Origin of the sequence: Roseovarius sp. (genome assembly GCF_040219995.1) — a bacterium.
Lineage (GTDB): Bacteria > Pseudomonadota > Alphaproteobacteria > Rhodobacterales > Rhodobacteraceae > Roseovarius.
Genome location: NZ_JAVJUC010000045.1, coordinates 58,907 through 78,200 on the forward strand (window position 1 = coordinate 58,907; position 19,294 = coordinate 78,200).

18 protein-coding genes and 1 tRNA gene are annotated in these 19,294 nt (G+C 63.5%); 7 read left to right on the plus strand and 12 right to left on the minus strand.

Features of this window, described 5'->3' with window-relative positions; translation table 11 throughout:
* Nucleotides 1-22: 22 nt before the first annotated feature.
* Nucleotides 23-694, plus strand: a complete 672-nt coding sequence (locus tag RID11_RS19610) for a rhomboid family intramembrane serine protease (protein WP_350141977.1) — start codon at nucleotides 23-25, stop codon at nucleotides 692-694.
* Between the two features lie 103 nt (nucleotides 695-797).
* Here RID11_RS19610 and RID11_RS19615 read toward each other — a convergent pair.
* The 3 genes from RID11_RS19615 to RID11_RS19625 form a co-directional block, all read right to left on the minus strand.
* A tRNA-Pro gene (locus RID11_RS19615) sits at nucleotides 798-874 on the minus strand.
* 107 nt (nucleotides 875-981) lie between these two features.
* Nucleotides 982-2,088, minus strand: a complete 1,107-nt coding sequence (leuB, locus tag RID11_RS19620) for a 3-isopropylmalate dehydrogenase (RefSeq protein WP_350141978.1) — start codon at nucleotides 2,086-2,088, stop codon at nucleotides 982-984.
* 62 nt (nucleotides 2,089-2,150) lie between these two features.
* Nucleotides 2,151-3,047, minus strand: a complete 897-nt coding sequence (locus RID11_RS19625) for a LysR family transcriptional regulator (RefSeq protein ID WP_350141979.1) — start codon at nucleotides 3,045-3,047, stop codon at nucleotides 2,151-2,153.
* Between the two features lie 97 nt (nucleotides 3,048-3,144).
* On the opposite strand from RID11_RS19625, the gene RID11_RS19630 reads away from it, so the two are divergent.
* The gene (locus RID11_RS19630) at nucleotides 3,145-4,065 is read left to right on the plus strand and encodes a Rossmann-fold NAD(P)-binding domain-containing protein (RefSeq protein WP_350141980.1); all 921 of its coding nucleotides are present in this window, start codon (nucleotides 3,145-3,147) and stop codon (nucleotides 4,063-4,065) included.
* Here the strand turns inward: RID11_RS19630 and RID11_RS19635 are convergent.
* From RID11_RS19635 to RID11_RS19660, 6 genes are all read right to left on the minus strand, one after another.
* Nucleotides 4,029-5,060 (minus strand): endonuclease/exonuclease/phosphatase family protein, encoded by a 1,032-nt coding sequence (locus RID11_RS19635; RefSeq protein ID WP_350141981.1) that lies wholly within the window; start codon nucleotides 5,058-5,060, stop codon nucleotides 4,029-4,031. The genes RID11_RS19630 and RID11_RS19635 overlap by 37 nt on opposite strands.
* A 20-nt stretch (nucleotides 5,061-5,080) precedes the next feature.
* A complete protein-coding gene (locus RID11_RS19640) occupies nucleotides 5,081-5,851 on the minus strand; it encodes a hypothetical protein (protein ID WP_350141982.1) in 771 nt (256 codons plus the stop codon).
* A 407-nt stretch (nucleotides 5,852-6,258) separates the two neighbouring features.
* Nucleotides 6,259-6,864, minus strand: a complete 606-nt coding sequence (gene leuD / locus RID11_RS19645) for a 3-isopropylmalate dehydratase small subunit (protein WP_350141983.1) — start codon at nucleotides 6,862-6,864, stop codon at nucleotides 6,259-6,261.
* A complete protein-coding gene (leuC, locus tag RID11_RS19650; RefSeq protein WP_350141984.1) occupies nucleotides 6,864-8,264 on the minus strand; it encodes a 3-isopropylmalate dehydratase large subunit in 1,401 nt (466 codons plus the stop codon). The genes leuD and leuC overlap by 1 nt, the downstream gene beginning before the upstream one ends.
* Nucleotides 8,265-8,559: 295 nt before the next feature.
* Complete coding sequence (locus RID11_RS19655) at nucleotides 8,560-9,054, minus strand: hypothetical protein (RefSeq protein WP_350141985.1); 495 nt, start codon at nucleotides 9,052-9,054, stop codon at nucleotides 8,560-8,562.
* 154 nt (nucleotides 9,055-9,208) lie between these two features.
* Complete coding sequence (locus tag RID11_RS19660) at nucleotides 9,209-10,864, minus strand: hypothetical protein (protein WP_350141986.1); 1,656 nt, start codon at nucleotides 10,862-10,864, stop codon at nucleotides 9,209-9,211.
* A gap of 386 nt (nucleotides 10,865-11,250) precedes the next feature.
* On the opposite strand from RID11_RS19660, the gene RID11_RS19665 reads away from it, so the two are divergent.
* The gene (locus RID11_RS19665) at nucleotides 11,251-12,288 is read left to right on the plus strand and encodes a glycosyltransferase family 2 protein (protein WP_350141987.1); all 1,038 of its coding nucleotides are present in this window, start codon (nucleotides 11,251-11,253) and stop codon (nucleotides 12,286-12,288) included.
* Complete coding sequence (locus RID11_RS19670; RefSeq protein ID WP_350141988.1) at nucleotides 12,288-12,686, plus strand: GtrA family protein; 399 nt, start codon at nucleotides 12,288-12,290, stop codon at nucleotides 12,684-12,686. Before RID11_RS19665 ends, RID11_RS19670 begins: the two co-directional genes overlap by 1 nt.
* A gap of 9 nt (nucleotides 12,687-12,695) precedes the next feature.
* On the opposite strand, the gene RID11_RS19675 is transcribed toward RID11_RS19670, so the two are convergent.
* The gene (locus tag RID11_RS19675; protein WP_350141989.1) at nucleotides 12,696-13,397 is read right to left on the minus strand and encodes a response regulator; all 702 of its coding nucleotides are present in this window, start codon (nucleotides 13,395-13,397) and stop codon (nucleotides 12,696-12,698) included.
* Nucleotides 13,394-13,891 carry a MarR family winged helix-turn-helix transcriptional regulator gene (locus tag RID11_RS19680; RefSeq protein ID WP_350141990.1) on the minus strand — a complete coding sequence of 166 codons (498 nt, stop codon included), beginning with the start codon at nucleotides 13,889-13,891 and terminating at the stop codon, nucleotides 13,394-13,396. Before RID11_RS19680 ends, RID11_RS19675 begins: the two co-directional genes overlap by 4 nt.
* Before the next feature lie 165 nt (nucleotides 13,892-14,056).
* Between RID11_RS19680 and RID11_RS19685 the strand changes: the two genes are divergently transcribed.
* Nucleotides 14,057-14,923 (plus strand): branched-chain amino acid aminotransferase, encoded by an 867-nt coding sequence (locus RID11_RS19685; RefSeq protein ID WP_350141991.1) that lies wholly within the window; start codon nucleotides 14,057-14,059, stop codon nucleotides 14,921-14,923.
* 884 nt (nucleotides 14,924-15,807) lie between these two features.
* Nucleotides 15,808-16,497 carry a sugar transferase gene (locus tag RID11_RS19690; RefSeq protein ID WP_350141992.1) on the plus strand — a complete coding sequence of 230 codons (690 nt, stop codon included), beginning with the start codon at nucleotides 15,808-15,810 and terminating at the stop codon, nucleotides 16,495-16,497.
* On the opposite strand, the gene RID11_RS19695 is transcribed toward RID11_RS19690, so the two are convergent.
* Nucleotides 16,429-17,655, minus strand: a complete 1,227-nt coding sequence (locus RID11_RS19695) for a glycosyltransferase family 4 protein (RefSeq protein ID WP_350141993.1) — start codon at nucleotides 17,653-17,655, stop codon at nucleotides 16,429-16,431. The two genes, RID11_RS19690 and RID11_RS19695, sit on opposite strands and share 69 nt — an antisense overlap.
* A 222-nt stretch (nucleotides 17,656-17,877) precedes the next feature.
* On the opposite strand from RID11_RS19695, the gene RID11_RS19700 reads away from it, so the two are divergent.
* Nucleotides 17,878-19,293 carry an O-antigen ligase family protein gene (locus RID11_RS19700; protein WP_350141994.1) on the plus strand — a complete coding sequence of 472 codons (1,416 nt, stop codon included), beginning with the start codon at nucleotides 17,878-17,880 and terminating at the stop codon, nucleotides 19,291-19,293.
* Nucleotide 19,294 lies beyond the last annotated feature (1 nt).

A 19,294-nucleotide genomic window follows, 5' to 3' on the forward strand; every position in this document is an offset into this window, starting at 1 on the left:
GCGAGCAGCTATGTGACGAGGCATGACGCAGCAGTTTACACCAGACGACCGGGGACGGCCCCAGGCGCAGGGACCGGGGGCCCCGGCCTTCCTGTGGGGTCTCGTCGGCATCATGGCCGCCATCGAATTTGCGCTCAGCCTTTCAGAGGCCGGATATTTGGGGTCGTTCAACTGGCGATGGCCGGCATTCGCGGCGGGCGCGTTCTGGCAGCCGATCTTCACGGGCACCATGACGCCGCTCTATCCGGGCCAGAGGCTGGTCATGCTGGTCACCTATGCGTTCCTGCACGGCGGCATCCTGCACCTTGCGATCAACAGCGTCATCCTGCTGGCATTGGGCAAGTTTGCGGCCAGTCACATCGGGGCCGCGAGAACGCTGTTGCTGTTGTTCCTGTCGGCGGTCGGCGGCGGGCTTGCCTATGGGCTTCTGTCGCAGAGCGCCGGGCCGATGATCGGCGCGTCGGGCGCGGTGTTCGGGCTGATCGGGCTCTGGCAGGGGTGGGATTACCGCATGCGGAAAAATGCAGGGCTTCCGCTTCGCCCGGTGATCACCGGCATTCTGGGCCTGGCCGCGGCGAATCTTGTCCTCTTCGTGATCTTCAGTGGCGGGCTGGCCTGGGAGGCACATCTCGGCGGTTGGTTGGTCGGATGGGTCATGGCGCTGCGTCAGACGGTGCGGAATGCGAAGATCTGAACAGGGCCGTCAATGCGTGTGAGATCGGATCGCCTGCGGGTTCGACGGCCTTCGGACCGCTGTCCTTGAAACAACAAAGGCCCCGTGAGGGGCCTTGTCTCATTGGTCGGAGTGAGAGGATTCGAACCTCCGGCCCCTGCCTCCCGAAGACAGTGCTCTACCAGGCTGAGCTACACTCCGACCGTGAGACAGGCGATTATACGTCGTGGCGGGGCTTTGCAAGGGGGATTTCCGGGGTGTTGAAAACTTGCGGCGCGGACGATGGCCCGCGCCGGTTTTCAGGTGGATCAGAGGCTCGCGTCGAGCGCGGCGACCACGGCGTCGCCCATCTCGCTGGTGGAGACGGGGGTGACCCCCTCCTCGCCGAGAAGGTCGGCAGTGCGCAGGCCGTCGGCCAGAACCTGCTCGACCGCCTTTTCGACGCGCGTCGCGTCCTCGCCCATGTCGAACGAATAGCGCAGCGCCATGGCAAAGCTTAGGATGCAGGCGATCGGGTTGGCCTTGCCCTGGCCCGCGATGTCGGGGGCGGAGCCGTGGACCGGCTCGTAAAGTGCCTTGGGCCGGCCATTGGCCATCGGCGCGCCGAGCGAGGCCGAGGGCAGCATGCCGAGGCTGCCGGTCAGCATCGCGGCGGCGTCCGACAAGAGATCGCCGAAGAGATTGTCGGTCACGATCACGTCGAACTGCTTGGGCCAGCGGCAGAGCTGCATGGCACCAGCATCGGCATACATGTGGCTGAGCTCGACATCCGGGTAATCGGTGTCATGCACGCGCTGCACCACCTCGCGCCAGAGCACGCCGGATTCCATCACATTGGCCTTTTCCATCGAGCAGACCTTGTTGCCGCGCTTGCGCGCCAGCTCGAACGCCGAACGCGCGACGCGGTCGATCTCGCTTTCGGTATAGCGCTGGGTGTTGATGCCGACGCGCTCGTTGCCCTCTTGGATGATGCCGCGCGGTTCTCCGAAATAGATGCCGGAGGTCAACTCGCGCACGATCATGATGTCGAGGCCTGCGACCACGTCCTTTTTCAGCGAGGAGAAATCCGCCAGCGCGTCAAAGCATTGCGCCGGGCGCAGGTTGGCGAAGAGGTCCATTTCCTTGCGCAGGCGCAGCAGGCCGCGCTCGGGTTTCACGCTGAAATCGAGGTCGTCGTATTTGGGCCCGCCGACGGCCCCGAGCAGGACGGCATCGACCTCTTGCGCCTTTGCCATGGTGTCATCGTGCAGCGGCGTGCCATGCGCGTCATAGGCGCAGCCGCCGACGAGGTCCTCGCTCACATCGAAGGTGACCCCGCGTTTGTCGCCGAACCAGCCGATGATCTTGGTGACCTCGGCCATGACTTCGGGGCCGATCCCGTCACCGGGCAGGATGAGAAGCGAAGGGTTGCTCATGGGCGTTGGTCCTTGGTTATGGCTATATGTTGTCAACCGCCTATCGCGAAGCCCCGGGATGGTCAAGAAAGGTAGGGTTTCAGCCCCGCGACCAGAGCCTGCCACACGATCGAGATGCGCGGCGTATGGCGCAGGGCCTGATGCGTCGCGATCCAGATCGGCAGGGTGGGCAGATCAACGTTCAGATCAAGCTGTTCGACCTCGGGGTCGTCGCGGCCAATGCAGATTGGGCCAAAGCCAAGCCCCGCCCCGGCGCGCAAAAGCGCCCAGTTGACCGGGTGGTTATCGCAGCGCACCGCAAACCAGTCGCGGGTGGCAGGCCAGCCGCGCTCTTGCATCTTGCGAATGATCTCTTCGCTGCGGTCATAGCCGATCAGGGGGTGTTCAAACAGCTCTTTGGCCGATTGCGGGCGTCCGGCGCGGTCAAGGTACCCGCGCGCGCCATAAACTCCGATGTGTATATCGCCAAGGTGGCGCGCGACCAGTTCAAGCTGTTCGGGCCGGTACATGCGCAGGGCGATGTCGGCCTCGCGGAAAAGCAGGTTCTCGGAGCTGTCCGTCGAGACCAGATCAATACTGATCCCCGGTTCGGTGGCGCGGAGTTGGGCGATGATCGGGGGCAGCACATAAAGCGAGACCATGTCGCTGGCGGTGATTCTGACGCTGCCTTCGACGCGGCTTTGCTGGCCTGCCGCGGTAAGTTCGATCTCGGCCAGGGCGGCCTGCATGCGGCGGGCGGGTGAAATCAGAAGGCGGCCCTGATCGGTCAGGGCCAGGCCCTTGGGTTGACGTTGAAAGAGCACCTGCTGCAGGTCGGATTCCAACTGCCTGATCTGGCGGCCAAGGGTGGGCTGGCTGGCCCCCAGATGGCGCGCGGCAGCGGACAAAGAGCCGGTTTCTGCCACTGCCAAAAAGGCCCGGATCAGCGACCAGTCGAGAGATGATATGGCGATATCCATTCACATATGAATACCAAATAGCCGAAATTAGGCAACTCTCATTCGTGACGGAATGTGCAAAATGAGCCACAGGTTGATTTTACGCAAGGGCATGATCATGCAAAAGACAGTTCTGATATTGGGCGCTAATGGACGGTTCGGGCGCAATGCCGCCGAGGCGTTCTGGAACGGGGGATGGGCGGTGCGTCTGTTTGACCGGGCGCATGACGATCTGGAGCAGGCGGCACGCGGCGCGGATGTGATCGTGGCGGCCTGGAACCCTTCCTATCGCGATTGGGCCGACAAGTTGCCGGGCCTGCACAACCGGATTCAGGCGGCGGCCAAGGCCAGCGGCGCCACGGTGATCGTGCCGGGCAATGTATACATCTTCGGGGGCCAGACGCCGCTGCCCTGGGGGCCGCAAAGCAGCCATGCCGCAAGCAACCCGCTGGGGCGTTTGCGCATCGAGATGGAACAAAGCTATCGCCGAAGCGGGGTGCGCACGATCATACTTCGCGCCGGGGATTTCATTGACACCGAGGCGTCGGGCAATTGGCTGGACAAGATGATCTTGCCGAAGCTGGGCAAGGGGCGGCTGACCTACCCGGGTGACCTGGATGCGATACATGCCTGGGCCTATCTGCCTGATCTGGCAAGCGCGGCGGTGGCATTGGCCGAAAGGCGCAACGATCTGGCGCCGTTCGAGGATGTGGGTTTTGCAGGTTACACGCTGACGGCGCGGCAGATGGCCGGGATACTGTCGGATGTGGCGGGCTTTGATGTCAGCGCGTGCAAAATGTCGTGGTGGCCGCTGCACCTGGCGCGGCCTTTCTGGCCAATGGCGCGCTGCCTGATCGAGATGCGGTACTTGTGGGACCTGCCGCACAGGTTGGATGGCACCCGGCTGAATGAGCTATGCCCGGGCCTGCCGCAAACACCTGTCGAAGAGGCGCTGAGGGCGGCCGCAGCGCCGTGGCTGCCGGGGGGCAACGCGGCGAAGGTTCAATCCATTACCAGATCGACCCAGACCAGCCGGTGACGGCTGGCGGTGGCGCTGTCCTTGGGCCAGTGGATGCCTGCGCCACTGATGTGCAGATCGCGGGATGGCAGGATGTAGGAGACGCGCAAGGTGCCGGGGCCGGGATCTGGCCAGTCGACCGTGTGCAGGCGCGGATCGCCGGATTTTCCGGGTGTGGGTGCGACCGGGCCGGGGCGCATCGGGCGCGGGTCTTGCAGGCGTGGATCGGCGAGCAGGGCGCGGATCGCGCCGCGCCGCCCGTCGCTGTCATCCGGGTCGAGATTGGCGTCGCCTATCAGCACGAAACGCGCCTGCGGGGGCGGGCCGAAGGCCCCGTCGAGGAACACCTGCCAGAAGCGGAGTTCATCGTGGTTGCGTCGCCCGTTCGCGTCCTCCGGCCCGTCGAAGACCGGCGGTGTGGCGTGAAAGGCGAGGATATGAAGTGGCCCCGAGGGCAGCATCACCGGCACCGCCCAATGCCCGGTATAAGAGAGCCGCTGCACCGCCTGCGTCTTAGGCGAGGGGAAGGGCGTGCCGTCGTCCTGCGTTGGCAGCAGCGCGCCGGGCAGATCCCGCCACAAAAGATCGCTGAAATCGCGCACGCCGTCGCGGTCGATGGGCAGGCGCGACAGGAGCGCCATGCCGCCCTGACCGGTAAATGCGCCATAGCCCTGCGCGTCGCGCGCGTCGCAGCAGCGCCCGTCGCCATCCATGTCGAGCCCGGTATAGAGCCCGCTATTGGGGCGCAGCGCGAGGATGTGCGGATAGTGCGGCCCGTCCTGCGCCAGCCGGTCGCGCAGCGAGCGCAGCGCGTGCAGGTCGCGGTCATGGTCGACGTCCTGCAGGAGCAGGATGTCAGGGGAGATAGCCGCGATCACGGCGGCGATGGCGGTGATCTGCGGGTCGTCGTCGCGCAGGATATCGCGGAGCAGAAGGCCAGGCCCGCGGCGTTCCAGTTCGACATTCCAGGTGGCGAGGCGCAGGCTGTCGGCGATGGCGGGGCAGCCAAGGCACACGAGCGCGAGGCAGAGCGTGATCAGGCGCGCTGTAGTATGTCGCCCCCAAGATCGTCGGCGGCATAGGCGCGGCGGCGCTTGTCCTCGATCATGTCGGCGATGCGGCTCATCGCGATGCCGCGGATCAACATGCTGGCAGGAAGAAAGGCCCATGCTGTCATCGTCCAGATCAGGGTTTGCGGATGGGCGATCGAGATCGGATCGACCAGGCTCGAGGCCGCGCTCATGGCTGCCGGGATCAAGAATGGCAGCAAAGATCCTAACACGACGTTAAGACCGGCATCCCGGCGCAGCCGGTGCAGCACATCGCCGCCGCCCGTGGGATCGAAGAGCGGCAGGTTGATCCAGACGTTGAAGGCCCCCGACCGGGCGGGCCAGCCCAGCAGGCGCACCAGCGTGAGAAAGACCAGGATCATCCCCAGCGACACGGTATAGGACACGCCCGCCGCCATGCGCACCATTTCGATCAGGTCCGCATCGGCATCGGCGGGCATCATCAGTACGACAAGGCGCACCGGGGAGTAGGGGAAATCCACCGCTTGGCCCAATCCTTGAGCGAAATGCGTGATCAGAATGGTCCAGACCGTCGCGTCGTTCTGGCCGCGCAGGATCAGCGACAGGGTGATGAGGATCAGCGCGAGAGAGAAGAACTTGATGCGGTTGAACGGCGGCGCAAAGCGGAACTCGATGATGCTGGGATATTCGCCGTAATATTCGATGAAGGTCATGAAGCCGGCGATGAACGACAGCACGATCACGATCTGCGCCGTGTCCGGTGGCGTGGACGGCATCAGAAGTGCCGGTGTCGCCACCAGCAATGCAATCAATATGGCCCGCGCGAGCGCGCCAGGGATTTGTGAGAACACTGCCCGTTCCCTTTCAACTGGATCGGTCGCGATACGTCGCCGCGTCCTTGGTCCAACTTGATCCCGCACATTATGGCGGGTTGCCTCATTTCCGCCCAATTTTTGCCTACTTTCGCAATTGATCACAAGACTTTGGTGAATCAGACGAAAGATATTGGGCAAATTGAGGGAAGGACTGGTGCAGGATTACATCATAGTTACGTCAACTTTGCGGCATAACCCCATGTAACCACTGCATCTTGTGGCATGGATAGATATAGGCACAAGTGCGGTGACCATGAAAAACGCCGCGAGCGATGCCGCGGCGTTTTTCATGTTTGCGATATCCGGGCTCAGACCCAGGGGCGTTCCTGTGCGGCGCGCGCCTCGAAGCTGTCTATGGCGTCGGCCTTGGCCAGTGTCAGGCCTATATCGTCGAGCCCTTCGAGCAGGCAGTGCTTCTTGAATGCGTCCACCTCGAAGGAGAAGACCTGACCCTCGGAGGTCGAGACGGTCTGCGCCTCGAGATCTACCTCGATGCGGGCATTGGCCCCCTTCTCGGCCTCTTTCATCAGCACGTCGACCTGGTCCTGCGGCAGGGCAATCGGCAGGATGCCGTTCTTGAAGCAGTTGTTGTAGAAGATGTCGGCATAAGACGGCGCGATGACGCAGCGGATGCCGAAATCCTTGATCGCCCAGGGGGCATGCTCGCGGCTTGACCCGCAGCCGAAATTATCGCCCGCGACAAGGATCTGCGCGTCGCGGTATTGCGGCTTGTTGAGCACGAAATCTGGGATTTCGCGGCCGTCATCGTCATAGCGCATCTCATCAAACAGATTGACGCCCAGCCCCGAGCGCTTGATCGTCTTGAGGAATTGCTTGGGGATGATCATGTCGGTATCGACATTGATCAGCGGCAGAGGCGCGGCGATGCCGCTGAGTTTTTCGAACTTTTCCATTACATCATCTCCCGGATATCGGTCAGCCGACCGGTCACGGCCGCCGCCGCCGCCATGGCGGGGCTCATCAGGTGGGTGCGGCCACCGCGGCCCTGGCGGCCTTCGAAGTTGCGGTTGGACGTCGCCGCGCAACGCTCTCCGGGGCTGAGCTGATCGGGGTTCATGGCGAGGCACATGGAACAGCCCGCAAGCCGCCATTCAAAGCCCGCCTCCTTGAAGATATCGGCAAGGCCCTCTTCCTCGGCCTGTGCCCGCACGAGGCCGGAACCCGGCACGATCATCGCACGCTTCACGGCGATCTTCTTGCCTTTCAGGATCTCGGCGGCAGCGCGCAGATCCTCGATGCGGCCATTGGTGCAGGAGCCGATGAAGACGGTGTCGATCTCGACCTCGCTCAGTTTCTGACCCGGCTTGAGACCCATGTAATCGAGCGCGCGACGGACGGCATCGACCTTGCCTCCCGCGAAACTGGACGGATCCGGCACCTCGGCATTGATCGGCAGCACGTCCTCGGGGCTGGTGCCCCAGGTGACGACGGGGGCGATTTCCTCGCCCTTGAGGGTCACCACCTTGTCCCAATGCGCGTCATCGTCGGAATAGAGGGTTTTCCACCAGTTGAGCGCGGCCTCCCATTGCGCGCCCTTGGGGGCGTGGGGGCGGCCCTTAATATACTCATAGGTCACCTCGTCCGGTGCGATGAGGCCGGCGCGCGCGCCGCCTTCGATGGCCATGTTGCAGACCGTCATGCGGCCCTCCATCGACAGTGCGCGAATGGCCTCGCCGCAATACTCGATCACATGGCCAGTGCCGCCCGCGGTGCCGGTGGCGCCGATCACCGAGAGCGTGATATCCTTGGCCGTGACGCCGGGCGCGAGCGTGCCGGTGATCTCGACCTTCATGTTCTTGCCCTTGCGCTGGATCAGCGTCTGGGTGGCGAGCACGTGCTCCACCTCGGAAGTGCCGATGCCATGCGCGAGCGCACCGAAGGCGCCATGCGTGGCGGTATGGCTATCGCCGCAGACCACGGTCATGCCCGGCAGGGTCCAGCCCTGTTCGGGGCCGACGATATGCACGATGCCCTGACGGACATCATTCACCGGATAATAGTGAATGCCGAAATCCTCAGCGTTCTTGTCGAGCGCCTCGACCTGAATGCGGCTTTCGGGGTTCTCGATCCCCTTCACGCGGTCAGGCGTGGTGGGCACGTTGTGATCGGGCACGGCGATGGTCTTGTCGGGCGCGCGCACGGTGCGGTTTGCCATGCGCAGCCCCTCGAAGGCCTGCGGGCTGGTGACCTCGTGCACGAGGTGGCGGTCGATATAAAGAAGGCAGGTGCCGTCCTCGGCCTCGTGGGCGAGATGGGCATCCCAGATCTTGTCATAGAGTGTCTTGGGGGACATGCGTCCTCTCCCGTTTTGCTGGTGGCTACTTCAGATATGACGGTTGCGCGCGCGGCTCACGCCCGCGCGGTTATGCTGCGCATCGCCCCGAAAAACCGCCAGGGCAGGCGGGCGCGATCGTCCATGTCGAAAATCCGTGTCATGCATCGCAGATACAGCGCCGTGGCGGCTCTATCAAGAGGGGGCACCATGCAAAACGGAGGCACAGCGGTGCCCCCGTTTCATCTTGCCCGAAATATTCCGGGGGAGTCGCCCATCGGGCGACGGGGGCAGCGCCCCCATGCCCGGCCCGATCTCAGGGTGCGTCGGCAATCTCGCCGGTCAGGGTGAAGAGCCGCTTTGGCCCGCCCGCCGGTTCGATCTTGAGATGCCCGACACCGCGCAGGCCTGCAAATTGGCCGGTGCCGTTGACCAGTTCCCAGAACCCGTCATCATGCAGTACGGGTTTCTCCTCGCCCTTCATGAAGACGGCGCGGACGGTGAACTTGATAATTGCGACGTCGCCGTTTTCGGCAGTAAAGCGCAGATAGCCCTGCGGGTCACCGGCATGGGGCGGGTTGATGTCATGCCAGCCGAATTCGGTGACATTGGCCCCGGCAAGCACGCCGTCGCCTTCCGACACACCCTCACGGCGCACGGCGAGCACGAAATGTTTCGATCCGTCGCCCATCTCGAAGCGCATCTGTTCCTGCGGGTCCAGAACCGTGGTGACCGCGACCGGGGCGGCGAGGGCGGGGCCCGACATCATCAGGGCGGTGGCACATGTGGCAAGGTGTTTGGTGAAAGTCATTTTGCATCTCTCCTGCAACTCATCCAGTACCGGACCACAGCGGGTGGCCTCGGCTGGCGGGAAAGTCACATGCCGACCCTGTCCGCTCAACGAGTCTTTGGTTTCAGATGGTCAAATATACGTGCACATATCGTGATCTGCGCATGTGTGCGGATCAGGGTTTTGCGACCCTCAGCAATAGCAACTTGGGGTCGACGCCGGATACCGGGGTCAGGCCCGGGGCGTCAGCGCCCTGCGCCAGGGTCGTTGCAAAGGAAGTGGGAGGGCCATAACTGGCGTCCCGGCACAGAAGAAGGTAATCCGCGTCCGTGCGGGCGAGGGTTTCACGCAAGACGGCTTCACCGCGTTCAAATGCGCGCAGCCCATCAATGATGGCGTCCTCGCTTCGGTGATAGGGGCCGGTCAGCACCTCGTGGTCCGTTAGCAAGAGGATCGGAGCGCTGATGTTGGACGAGGCCAGCACAAGGCCGGGCGCGACATGTGTCAGGCTGCGCAATATCTCCGGGTCCCGGCATGTTTTTAAGGCGACGGCAGTCATCGCTCCACCGTTGGCGAGTGGGGTGGGGGCAAGATATCTCTTGGCCTGCGCGAAGACGGTCGGGGACAGGAGCGTGAGCGCGAAGGCTGCCAGAAAGGCAAGCGTCGGTACGGTGGCATTGCCCGATGCTTTGCGCGCGGCGAGCAAGCTGGCCAGAACATAGCCTGTCAAAAGCGGGATTGCGGCGGCCCCCATCAGGATAAGCCGTACCTGAAACAGACTTGCGATCACGCCGAGCCAGCCGAAGATCAAGAGCGTGCCGAGGGCGCGGTTCTGCGCGGAGGTCGCGGTGCCGCGCCAGACGGCCAGCCCCCACAGGCCCGAACCAAAAAGGACACTCGACAGTGCAGGCACCAGAATGTTCAAGACGGAGACTTCGCCAGCGAGCACTTGTGGAAGCGCCGGCCGGGCCTCGAGGATGCGGCGTGTTATCAGATCATTCACTTCGGGCGACAGGCTGCCATAGGGCCCGGAGAAGCACGGCGCGATCAGCGGGTAAAGCATGGCGAGACCGCCGACTGACATGGCGATCAAGAGTCCGGCGCGGCTGACCCACCCGGGCAGGCGTGGTGCAAGCCACACCAGCACAACGCAAATCAGCGCCCCGAGGGATGTAACGGCGATATAGGGTGCCGACAGTTCATCACAGCGCAGCAGCGCCCATTCATGTGCCGGGGTCTGACCGGCAAAGAGCAGCGGCGCGCCCAGGGCAAGCGCCAGTGCGAAGCTAGTAAGATGTTCATCGCTGTTGGACCGGCGCGTCACGACGCGCGCGGCTAGGATCATGCCGGCAATCGCAATGGTGAGTAGCATCTCAAGCCCGACCGCCAGCGACAAGGCTGCGGCGAACCCGCCGATTGCCCCCATAAGCCGCGGACGGGACGGGTGCAGCAGGGTGGCAATGATCAATGTCGTGAGCAGGATCTGCACGTTGTGGTGGTCAATGCGCGCGGGATGAAAGTAGTTCGCGCCGGTCGGCGGCCAGATCATCACGGCAACGATCGCGATCATCGCGGCAAGCGGCCCGAACGCCCGTCGCCCCCCCCAGCCGGTGACGGACAGCAGGCCGATCAGCAGCAGGCTTGGCCAGATGACGAGTGCGGCGGCCTCGGCTTGTGTTTGCGTGAAAATGAATGTCAGCGGCCAGATCAACGCGGCGATGCCGAGATCGACATAGCGTGACCAGTGCAGATCGAGCCCCTCGGGCGGCAACATGCGATATTGCGTCATGTCGTACCAGCCTTGCCCCGCAAGCCAGTCGCGCACCGCCATCAGTCGCATGATGTCATCGTTATCCGATACCGCAAGTCGGTCCAGCGGTGTGACACCGAGGGACAGCGCCTGGACAATCGTAAGCGCTATGGCAATCGCCAGCGTCGCCAGGAACAGGCGGTTGCGGCTTTGGCTCTGGTCACTGATTCTGCTCATCCGGCTTGTCCTCGTTTCGCATGACGGGGTGTGCGTTTGGTTTTAATAGTCCGAACCCGGCACCAGAAGGGCAGTCTGCGGGCCGAATTATGACTGTGCGCCGCGCACGGCAATACCCCGAAGACGCCTAATTTCTGCCCGGATTGGGCGCATGATGACAGCCATCAGAGTTTTGCGATGTCCGGCGACCCATGCGGCATCCAGGGACATCCGCGAGCAGGAGTGGAGCCATGTCAGTCATTTTCCCAAACGCCTTTGTTGCCGCCGGGGGCGAGCCACGTTTCGGGGGCCTGTCCATCGCCGTGCTGATCCCCTGCTACAATGAGGCCACTGCGATCGACAAGGTTGTTCGGGATTTTGCCAAGGCGCTGCCGCAGGCGGATATCTATGTCTATGACAACAACTCGACCGATGGCACTGCCGAGGTCGCCACTGCCGCCGGTGCGATCGTCCGGCGCGAGCCGCGACAGGGCAAGGGCCATGTGGTGCGCCGCATGTTCGCCGATGTCGAGGCGGATATCTATCTGATGGTCGATGGTGATGATACGTATGACGCCAGTGCCGCCCCAGAAATGGTGGCGCGCATGGTGGATGAAGGTCTGGATCTGGTGAACGGTGTGCGCATCGCGGGCACGCAGACCGCCTATCGTCCGGGCCACAAGCTGGGCAACCGGGTGCTGTCGGGGCTGGTGCAGTCGATTTTCGGCCGTGGCACCACCGATATGCTCTCGGGCTACCGGGTTTTTTCGCGTCGCTTCGTCAAGACCTTTCCGATGATGTCGCGCGGATTCGAGATCGAAACCGAACTGACCGTGCACTCGCTCGAGCTTGACATGCCGACCGGCGAGGTGCCGGGGGCGTTCAAGGATCGCGCGGAAGGCTCTGAAAGCAAGCTCAACAGCATTCGTGACGGGGTCCGCATCCTGTCGACCATCACCAAGCTGCTGAAGCAGGAGCGACCGCTGGCGGTCTTTGCGGGGCTGGCGGTCGTGTTCGCGGCGCTGTCCGTGACGCTGGCCTGGCCGCTGCTGACCGAATACCTTGCCACTGGCCTTGTGCCGCGCCTGCCGACGGCGGTTCTGTCGGCAAGCATCATGATCCTGTCATTCCTGATGGGCGCGGTCGGACTGATCCTCGACACGGTGACGCGCGGGCGGCAGGAAACCAAGCGTATGCGCTATCTGTCGGTGCCCGGTGTCCTGAGCGCAGCCGCGCCGCATGCGCATGCACCCGATGGTGCGATGGTGCGCGCATCGGGCAGTGCCTGATGGCGGTGAGCCGAGAGTTTTCACGCTATTTCGCCGTCGGCGCGCTTGGCTTTGCGGTCGATGCGGGTGTTATTTACGCCCTCGTGCTGGCCGGTGGTGATCCGTACCTGATGCGCCTCGGCAGCTTTGCCCTCGCAGTCAGCGTGACGTGGTGGTGCAACCGGAGATGGACGTTTCGTCGCGCTGACCAAACCGGCGCGGGGCATCAGTATCTGACGTATTTCGGGGTGCAGACGGTCGGAGCCGGGGTCAATTACGCAGTTTTCGCGGCTGTGCTTTCGGTCACCGGGTCCAGCGCGGGAGAGGCGGTTTTGGCATCGGCTTGCGGTTCGGCTGTGGCACTCGGGCTGAATTTTGCAGGTGCGCGGCTGGTGGTGTTCCGGAGCCATGCCGCGTGATCATCTGCTTCAATCCGGGGCGAGCATGTAGCCCTCGCCGCGCACGGTCTGCAGGTAGCGCGGCTGCTTCGGGTCGGCTTCGATCTTGCGGCGCAGGCGGGTGATCTGCACGTCGACGGCGCGTTCCTGCGCCTGACCGCCGCCGCGGCCCAGATCCTCGACCAGCCGCGCGCGGCTGACCGCCTGACGCAGGTTCTCGGCGAATATCCGCATCAGCTGCACCTCGGTCGCCGTCAGGCGGATGGGCGCGCCTGCGCGGCTGAGTTCGGCGCGCTCGATATCGTAGCGCACCGGCCCCATCTGCACGATCTTGGGCTGGGTCGGCTCGGGTTCCGGTTCGGGCATGCGGCGCAGGATGGCGTTGATCCGCAGCAGCAGTTCCTTGGGCTCGAACGGTTTCGGCAGGTAGTCGTCCGCCCCGGCCTCCAGCCCCTCGATGCGGTCGGGGGTTTCGCCGCGGGCGGTCAGCAGCAGGATCGGGGTATCGTGGGTCTCGCGGATCGCGCGGGTCAGTTCGACGCCGCTTTCGCCGGGCATCATCACGTCCATCACCAGCAGGTCGAAGTCGAGCCCGACGAGAAGGCGGCGCGCATGGGCCGCGTCGCGGGCGACCGACACGAGGAACCCGTTGCGGATGAGGAATTTGCGCAAGAGGTCGCGAATGCGCTCGTCATCATCGATGATCAGGAGGTGCGGCGCTGGTTCGCTCATGTGTCACTCTCCCGTATGGCGTGATATCGACGGCGCATGTCCGGGTCCATCATCGCCTCGAGGACGCGACGAAAGCCCGCAACCGATTGCGGACCGGCAGCGCGATAGGCGGCGCGCATGCGCGCGCGCTGCGCATCCGACAGCTTGCGTTCGAGCGCGGCCCCGTCCTCGGTCAGGTAGAGGTGACGCTCGCGCTTGTCGGTGGTGCCGACGCGGCTCTCGACCAGACCGTCCTCGATCAGGGTGCGCAGCACGCGATTGAGCGATTGCTTGGTGACGCCAAGGATGGCCAGCAGGTTGTTGACTGTGGTGCCGGGGCTGCGGGCGATGAAATGGACCGCGCGGTGATGCGCCCGGCCATAGGCCATGGTGGCGAGAATGCGATCCGGGTCGGCGGTAAAGCCCTGATAGGCAAAGAACATCGCCTCGATCCCCTGACGCAGTTGCTCGTCGGTCAGGAAAAGCAGGTTCTCGCCGCCCTGTAATTCGGCCATGCCACCGCTCCGTTCACAAATCACGCGCCTCGATTTCATATTAAGTCAGCTTTATTGACATTCCAAGGGCAAACTGGTAGCGAATCGCAGATTTCGCGCAATTTTATGTCCGAAGTGGACGTATTGGGCGCAACAAATGCAAAAGATGCGTAAAGGAGACGGAAGATGTCTGGCTATGGTGATCGCGATGGCAAGATCTGGATGGATGGCAAGCTGGTCGAGTGGCGCGATGCCAATGTGCATATCCTGACCCATGCGCTGCATTACGCAAGCTCGGTCTTCGAGGGCGAACGGTGCTATGACGGCAAGGTGTTCAAGAGCCGCGCCCATTCAGAGCGCCTGCTGAAGTCAGGCGAGCTGATGGATATGCCGATCCCCTACACCGTGGACGAGATCGAGGCGGCCAAGGCTGCCGTGCTGGAGGCCAACGGGCTGAGCAACGCCTATGTGCGGGTGCTGGCGTTTCGCGGCGCGGGCGAGGACATGGGCGTCGCGGCTGCGCGCAACCCGATCCGCATGGCGGTGACCGCCTGGGAATGGGGGAATTACTACGGCGATGCCAAGATGAAGGGCGCGAAGCTCGATATCGCCAAGTGGAAGCGCCCGAGCCCCGAGACGATCCCGGTCGCGGCCAAGGCGGCGGGGCTCTACATGATCTGCACCATGTCCAAGCACGCCGCCGAGGCCAAGGGCTGTTCGGACGCGATGTTCCTCGATTATCGCGGATATGTGGCCGAGGCGACGGGGGCCAACATCTTTTTCGTCAAGGATGGCGAGGTGCACACGCCGCTGGCCGACGCGATCCTGAACGGGCTGACCCGGCAAACAGTGATCGGCATGCTGAAAGACCGTCAGGTCAAGGTGCATGAGCGGCATATCATGCCCGAGGAATTGGAAGGGTTCGAGCAGTGCTGGCTGACCGGCTCTGCCGCCGAGGTCACGCCGGTGGGACAGATCGGCGATTACAGTTTCGAGGTGGGCGCGATGACGCGCGACATCTCGGAAGCGTACGAGGCGCTGGTGCGCGCCTGATCTATTGCAATGAGACCAGAGCAGGGCCGTCCGGCGATTTGCCGGGCGGTTTTCGCGTTTCTTGCGGCCGCGATTCGGGGGTGTCCGGGGCGTTCCGGGCCGTGAGGGGCAAAGTGACCCTCTGGTGGCGCTTTACTTAAACGTGTCGGAATTGTGGCGCATTGCGGGTCAGTGCGTCTGGCGTTTGCGCGGAGCGTTTGCGGCGCGACCGGTTCGACACGGGTGTTCTCGGATGCGCAACAATCGGCGTATGCGGTACGGTCGTTCCAAGGGCGGTCGATCACTTTTCCAACTTTAGCCCACGTCAATCACACGGTTTCGTGAAATTTGTTTCCAGCGGGGAAACGATGCGGCGCATTTTCTGTGCGGGTCCATGACAAGCGCGCAGAGATGCGAGCGGCGGTTGCGGCGAGAATACGGCGAAACTTTGATCCGATGTCGCGAGAACCACGGCTCGAAATATGGTGATTTCCGGGCGCGGCGCGCTTGGGTAAAAGGCCGGATTAATCTGGATCTGGAGGGGCGATGCAACCACAGGGTGCAAATTCTTCCTCTCCTTGACTTGGCTCACAGCAGGCGTCATTCTGGCTAAGTATCTTCGGAGCCTTAAAAAAGTGTATTTGTCGGGATGTGGGGGCATCAATGCGGCAAGGGCATTTGGCGAAGGAGTGACGTTACGTCATGTGCGCTCGGATGCGGAATACGTGTGTTCATGCATCGCCCGAATGTAGCGCGGTTATTGCCACAATTCGGGCTTGATTGAGACGGGTGCGCCGGGATCTCCGGCGTATCGGGAGACGGGGGGCTAAGCCTTCCAGATCCGGTGAGTAACGGTTCGGGGACGTGACGAGTGCGTAAATCGAGTGTTTCTGGGGAGTGCTGCCATGCCTTTCGATATTTTATGGGCGACTACGCGCCCTGATGCCGGAAATTTCAGTGATCGTATCCCGGTCCCGCCCAAGGGCCGCTTGCTCTACGCGGATCGCCTGAAGCGGATTCTGGACATCGCCATCGTGCTTCTTGCGGCACCGCCGGTCTTGCTGACAGTGGGTGTGCTGTGCTTGCTTATCATGCGCGACGGCAAGTCGCCGTTTTTCCTACAGCAGCGCGTCGGGCGGCATGGCCGCATCTTTCGCATGATCAAGCTGCGCAGCATGGTGGTGGATGCCGAGGCACGTTTGCAGGCATATCTCGATGCCAACCCCGCGCGGCGGTTGGAATGGGAAGTGAACCAAAAACTGCGCCATGATCCGCGGATCACCCGGATCGGGCGGATCATCCGCAAGACCTCTCTTGATGAGTTGCCGCAGCTTTGGAATGTGCTGGTCGGGGATATGTCGATTGTCGGCCCGCGGCCGATGATGCCCTCGCAGAAAGCGCTCTATCCCGGTGTGGCCTATTACGCCATGCGCCCGGGGATCACAGGGTTCTGGCAGATTTCCGTGCGCAACGAGAGCAGCTTTGCCGAGCGTGCGCAGTTCGACGCGCGCTACTTCCGTGACCTGTCATTCATGACGGACCTGCGGGTCATGATGCGGACCTTTGGCGTGGTGCTGCGCGGCACCGGCAACTGAGGCGCGCGCCGCGAGAAGCTGCGCGCGCACCGTTTCCCCCCAGGATGCCCAGTTGAGGCGGGTGGCGTATTCACGTCGGCTGCTCTGGCGCAGTCTCGCGTAGCTGTCCGGGTCATCGACATAGCGCGCGATGCGGGCGGCGAACTCTGCCGCCGTGGCCCCCAGGGACAGGGCGTGACCGTTGATGCCATCGCGCACCGGAACCCCGCCCACGCGCAGGCAGAGCGATGGCAGCCCATGGGCCGAAGCCTCGCAGAAGGCGAAACCGTAGGATTCGTAGGACGCCATGACCATGAAATGCGCCGTGTTGAGATGGTGCAGGAGGGTCCGGCGCTCGTCCGGCTTGCCCTTGTCGAGATGCGCATGCACCGTGACATGGGCGTTGCGGTGGTGATCGGGCGGGGTGCATCCGATGACCGTCAGGCGCGCATCGAGACCGCGTTCGCGCAGGGCCTGCATGGTGTCAAACGCAATCGGGCCGCCCTTGGCCTGCCAGTCGCGCCCGAGCAACAACAGGCGCAGTGGCGCGCCCGCGTCAATCCGCACCGGGGCGGCTGTGCCCGGATCGTCGATATTGGCACCCCATGGCACCAGATGCGAGGCCGTTGGAGAGAGGCCATAGAGCGCGTCCGCCTCTGATTTCAGCCATGCGCTGGGCCAGAACAAAAGATCGCAGCGGCGAAACACCCGCCGTTCGGCGCGCAGGATCAACGGGTCGAGCACGCGCGCGAGACGCAGGTAAGAGCCGAATTCCTGCCCCACCTCGGAGCGTTTGTAGGCCGTCGGAGTGGCGTCGGAACTGAAGACGCGGAGCATCGGGTAAGGCAGGGTCAGCCCCATGAGCGACTGAAAGCTGTAGGCGCAGAACAGCACGTCATACCGGTCCTTGGCCAATTCGCGCCGCACCCCGCGTGCGATGATCCGCGCGAGCGCCAGATGCGCCCGCCAATCGGCCCGCATGGTGATCCGGTCGGGCATTGCCTCGATAATGGCCCGAACCGGCTGTGCCGCGTGCCAGCCGGAACTGAGCACCGTGACCTCGCCGACGTGATCGCGCAATGCCCCACAGATCCGTTGATTGCCGCCGGAATAGCTGAACCGATCCTCGGGGGGCTGGTCGCAGAGATAGGCGATTTTCAGGGGGCGGTCCTGGCCCATATGTCGAGCGATCCTCTTGCTGTGGGAACAATCGTTGCTGTGGGGCGGCATTGATGCATCGCACCTGCGAAATCGGTCTTTAGAGTGTTGAATTTGTTGATATCAGGCGTCTTCGGAGCATAGACTGACCCTCAAATCAACCCTGCCGGGGGCGGGCCTCAATCCCATGGGTCGCGCAGGGACGGCTCAACGACGTAAGATCACAGGGGTGCCCGGCGCGTCATGCCCAATGCCTTGGCCTATCTGATGCTGGCGGTCTGGCCGCTTGTGACGCTGGCGATGTTTCGCCGCTGGCCAATCGAGCGTGCGCTGATCTGGTCGCTGCTGGGGGCGTACCTGTTCCTGCCGCCGCCTCCCGCCGCATTCGATTTTCCGTTGATGCCACCGCTGACCAAGGAGTCGCTGCCGAGCGTCGCGACCTTTCTGATCTGTCTTGTCGTGTGCGGGCGGCGGGCGCCGCTCTTGCCCGAGGGGTGGCTGGCACGGGGGCTGGTGCTGATCTTCGTGTTCTGCCCGGTGGCTACCGTGCTCACCAACATGGAGCCGGTGTTCTTCGGCTCTGTCGGTCTTCCGGGGCTGGGGCTCAAGGATATGGTGGCGCAGGTGTTGTTGCAGTTCATCCTGCTGTTGCCGTTCCTGATGGCGCGGCAGCATCTGGCAAGCCCGCAGGGCCTGCGCGAACTGGTCACGGCGGTCGCGCTGGGCGGGCTGATCTATTCGCTGCCGATGCTGCTGGAGGTGCGGCTGTCGCCGCAGCTCAACACCTGGGTCTATGGCTATTTCCAGCATGATTTCGGGCAGATGATGCGGCAGGGCGGGTTCCGGCCCATCGTGTTCATGTATCACGGGCTGTGGGTGGCGTTCTTTGCCATGATGGCGATGACCTGTGCCATTGCGCTGGCGCGCGAGGGGGATGCGCGGCGCAGGCTGTGGTTGCTCGTGGCGGCGGGGTACATGGGCGTGGTTCTGGTGCTGTGCAAATCGCTGGGCTCTTTGATCTACGGGATTTACCTTGCGCCGCTGGCCCTGTTCCTGCCGACGCGCACGCAGATCCGCATCGCGGGTATCATGGCCGTGGTTGCGGTGGCCTATCCGGTGCTGAAGGGGGCCGGGTTCATCCCTGTGGACTGGATGATGGAACAGGCCGCCAAGGTCAGCGGCGAGCGGGCCGGGTCGCTTGGCTTTCGCTTCGAGAACGAGGATATCCTGATGGAGCGGGCGCTGGAAAAGCCGCTTTTCGGCTGGGGCAGTTGGGGGCGCAACCATATCCTCGATCCGGTCAGCGGGGTGATGCAGACCGTGGCCGATGGCCGCTGGATCATCGTGATCGGCAGTCTCGGCTGGGTCGGCTACCTGGCCGAATTCGGGCTGATCGCGCTGCCGGTGCTGCTGTTGTGGGTGAACGCCCGGAACCTGCCCGATGAAGGCTATGTGCGCCTGATCGGGCCGGTGGCACTGTTGCTGGCGGTGAACATGATCGACATGCTGCCCAATGCGACGCTGACGCCGATCACCTGGCTGTTTGCCGGGGCAGTGCTGGGGCTGGCCGAGGCGGCGCGGCGCGGGGCGCTGGCGCCCGGTGAGCAGACAGCGCCTGCGGCGGAGGCGCGCAGCCTTGGCTGGCGGCCGATCATGTGAG

What these genes read in the sequence shown, in the direction of transcription:
- RID11_RS19630 (WP_350141980.1), top strand. Translation starts at nt 3,145, where the DNA reads ATGCAAAAGACAGTTCTGATATTGGGCGCTAATGGACGGTTCGGGCGC.
- RID11_RS19685 (WP_350141991.1), top strand. Translation starts at nt 14,057, where the DNA reads ATGTCTGGCTATGGTGATCGCGATGGCAAGATCTGGATGGATGGCAAG.
- leuC (WP_350141984.1), bottom strand. Translation starts at nt 8,264, where the DNA reads ATGTCCCCCAAGACACTCTATGACAAGATCTGGGATGCCCATCTCGCC.
- RID11_RS19640 (WP_350141982.1), bottom strand. Translation starts at nt 5,851, where the DNA reads ATGCCGTCCACGCCACCGGACACGGCGCAGATCGTGATCGTGCTGTCG.
- RID11_RS19610 (WP_350141977.1), top strand. Translation starts at nt 23, where the DNA reads ATGACGCAGCAGTTTACACCAGACGACCGGGGACGGCCCCAGGCGCAG.
- RID11_RS19680 (WP_350141990.1), bottom strand. Translation starts at nt 13,891, where the DNA reads ATGGCCGAATTACAGGGCGGCGAGAACCTGCTTTTCCTGACCGACGAG.
- RID11_RS19660 (WP_350141986.1), bottom strand. Translation starts at nt 10,864, where the DNA reads ATGGCGGTGCGCGACTGGCTTGCGGGGCAAGGCTGGTACGACATGACG.
- RID11_RS19695 (WP_350141993.1), bottom strand. Translation starts at nt 17,655, where the DNA reads ATGGGCCAGGACCGCCCCCTGAAAATCGCCTATCTCTGCGACCAGCCC.
- RID11_RS19655 (WP_350141985.1), bottom strand. Translation starts at nt 9,054, where the DNA reads ATGACTTTCACCAAACACCTTGCCACATGTGCCACCGCCCTGATGATG.
- RID11_RS19665 (WP_350141987.1), top strand. Translation starts at nt 11,251, where the DNA reads ATGTCAGTCATTTTCCCAAACGCCTTTGTTGCCGCCGGGGGCGAGCCA.
- leuD (WP_350141983.1), bottom strand. Translation starts at nt 6,864, where the DNA reads ATGGAAAAGTTCGAAAAACTCAGCGGCATCGCCGCGCCTCTGCCGCTG.
- leuB (WP_350141978.1), bottom strand. Translation starts at nt 2,088, where the DNA reads ATGAGCAACCCTTCGCTTCTCATCCTGCCCGGTGACGGGATCGGCCCC.
- RID11_RS19700 (WP_350141994.1), top strand. Translation starts at nt 17,878, where the DNA reads ATGCCCAATGCCTTGGCCTATCTGATGCTGGCGGTCTGGCCGCTTGTG.
- RID11_RS19690 (WP_350141992.1), top strand. Translation starts at nt 15,808, where the DNA reads ATGCCTTTCGATATTTTATGGGCGACTACGCGCCCTGATGCCGGAAAT.
- RID11_RS19675 (WP_350141989.1), bottom strand. Translation starts at nt 13,397, where the DNA reads ATGAGCGAACCAGCGCCGCACCTCCTGATCATCGATGATGACGAGCGC.
- RID11_RS19670 (WP_350141988.1), top strand. Translation starts at nt 12,288, where the DNA reads ATGGCGGTGAGCCGAGAGTTTTCACGCTATTTCGCCGTCGGCGCGCTT.
- RID11_RS19625 (WP_350141979.1), bottom strand. Translation starts at nt 3,047, where the DNA reads ATGGATATCGCCATATCATCTCTCGACTGGTCGCTGATCCGGGCCTTT.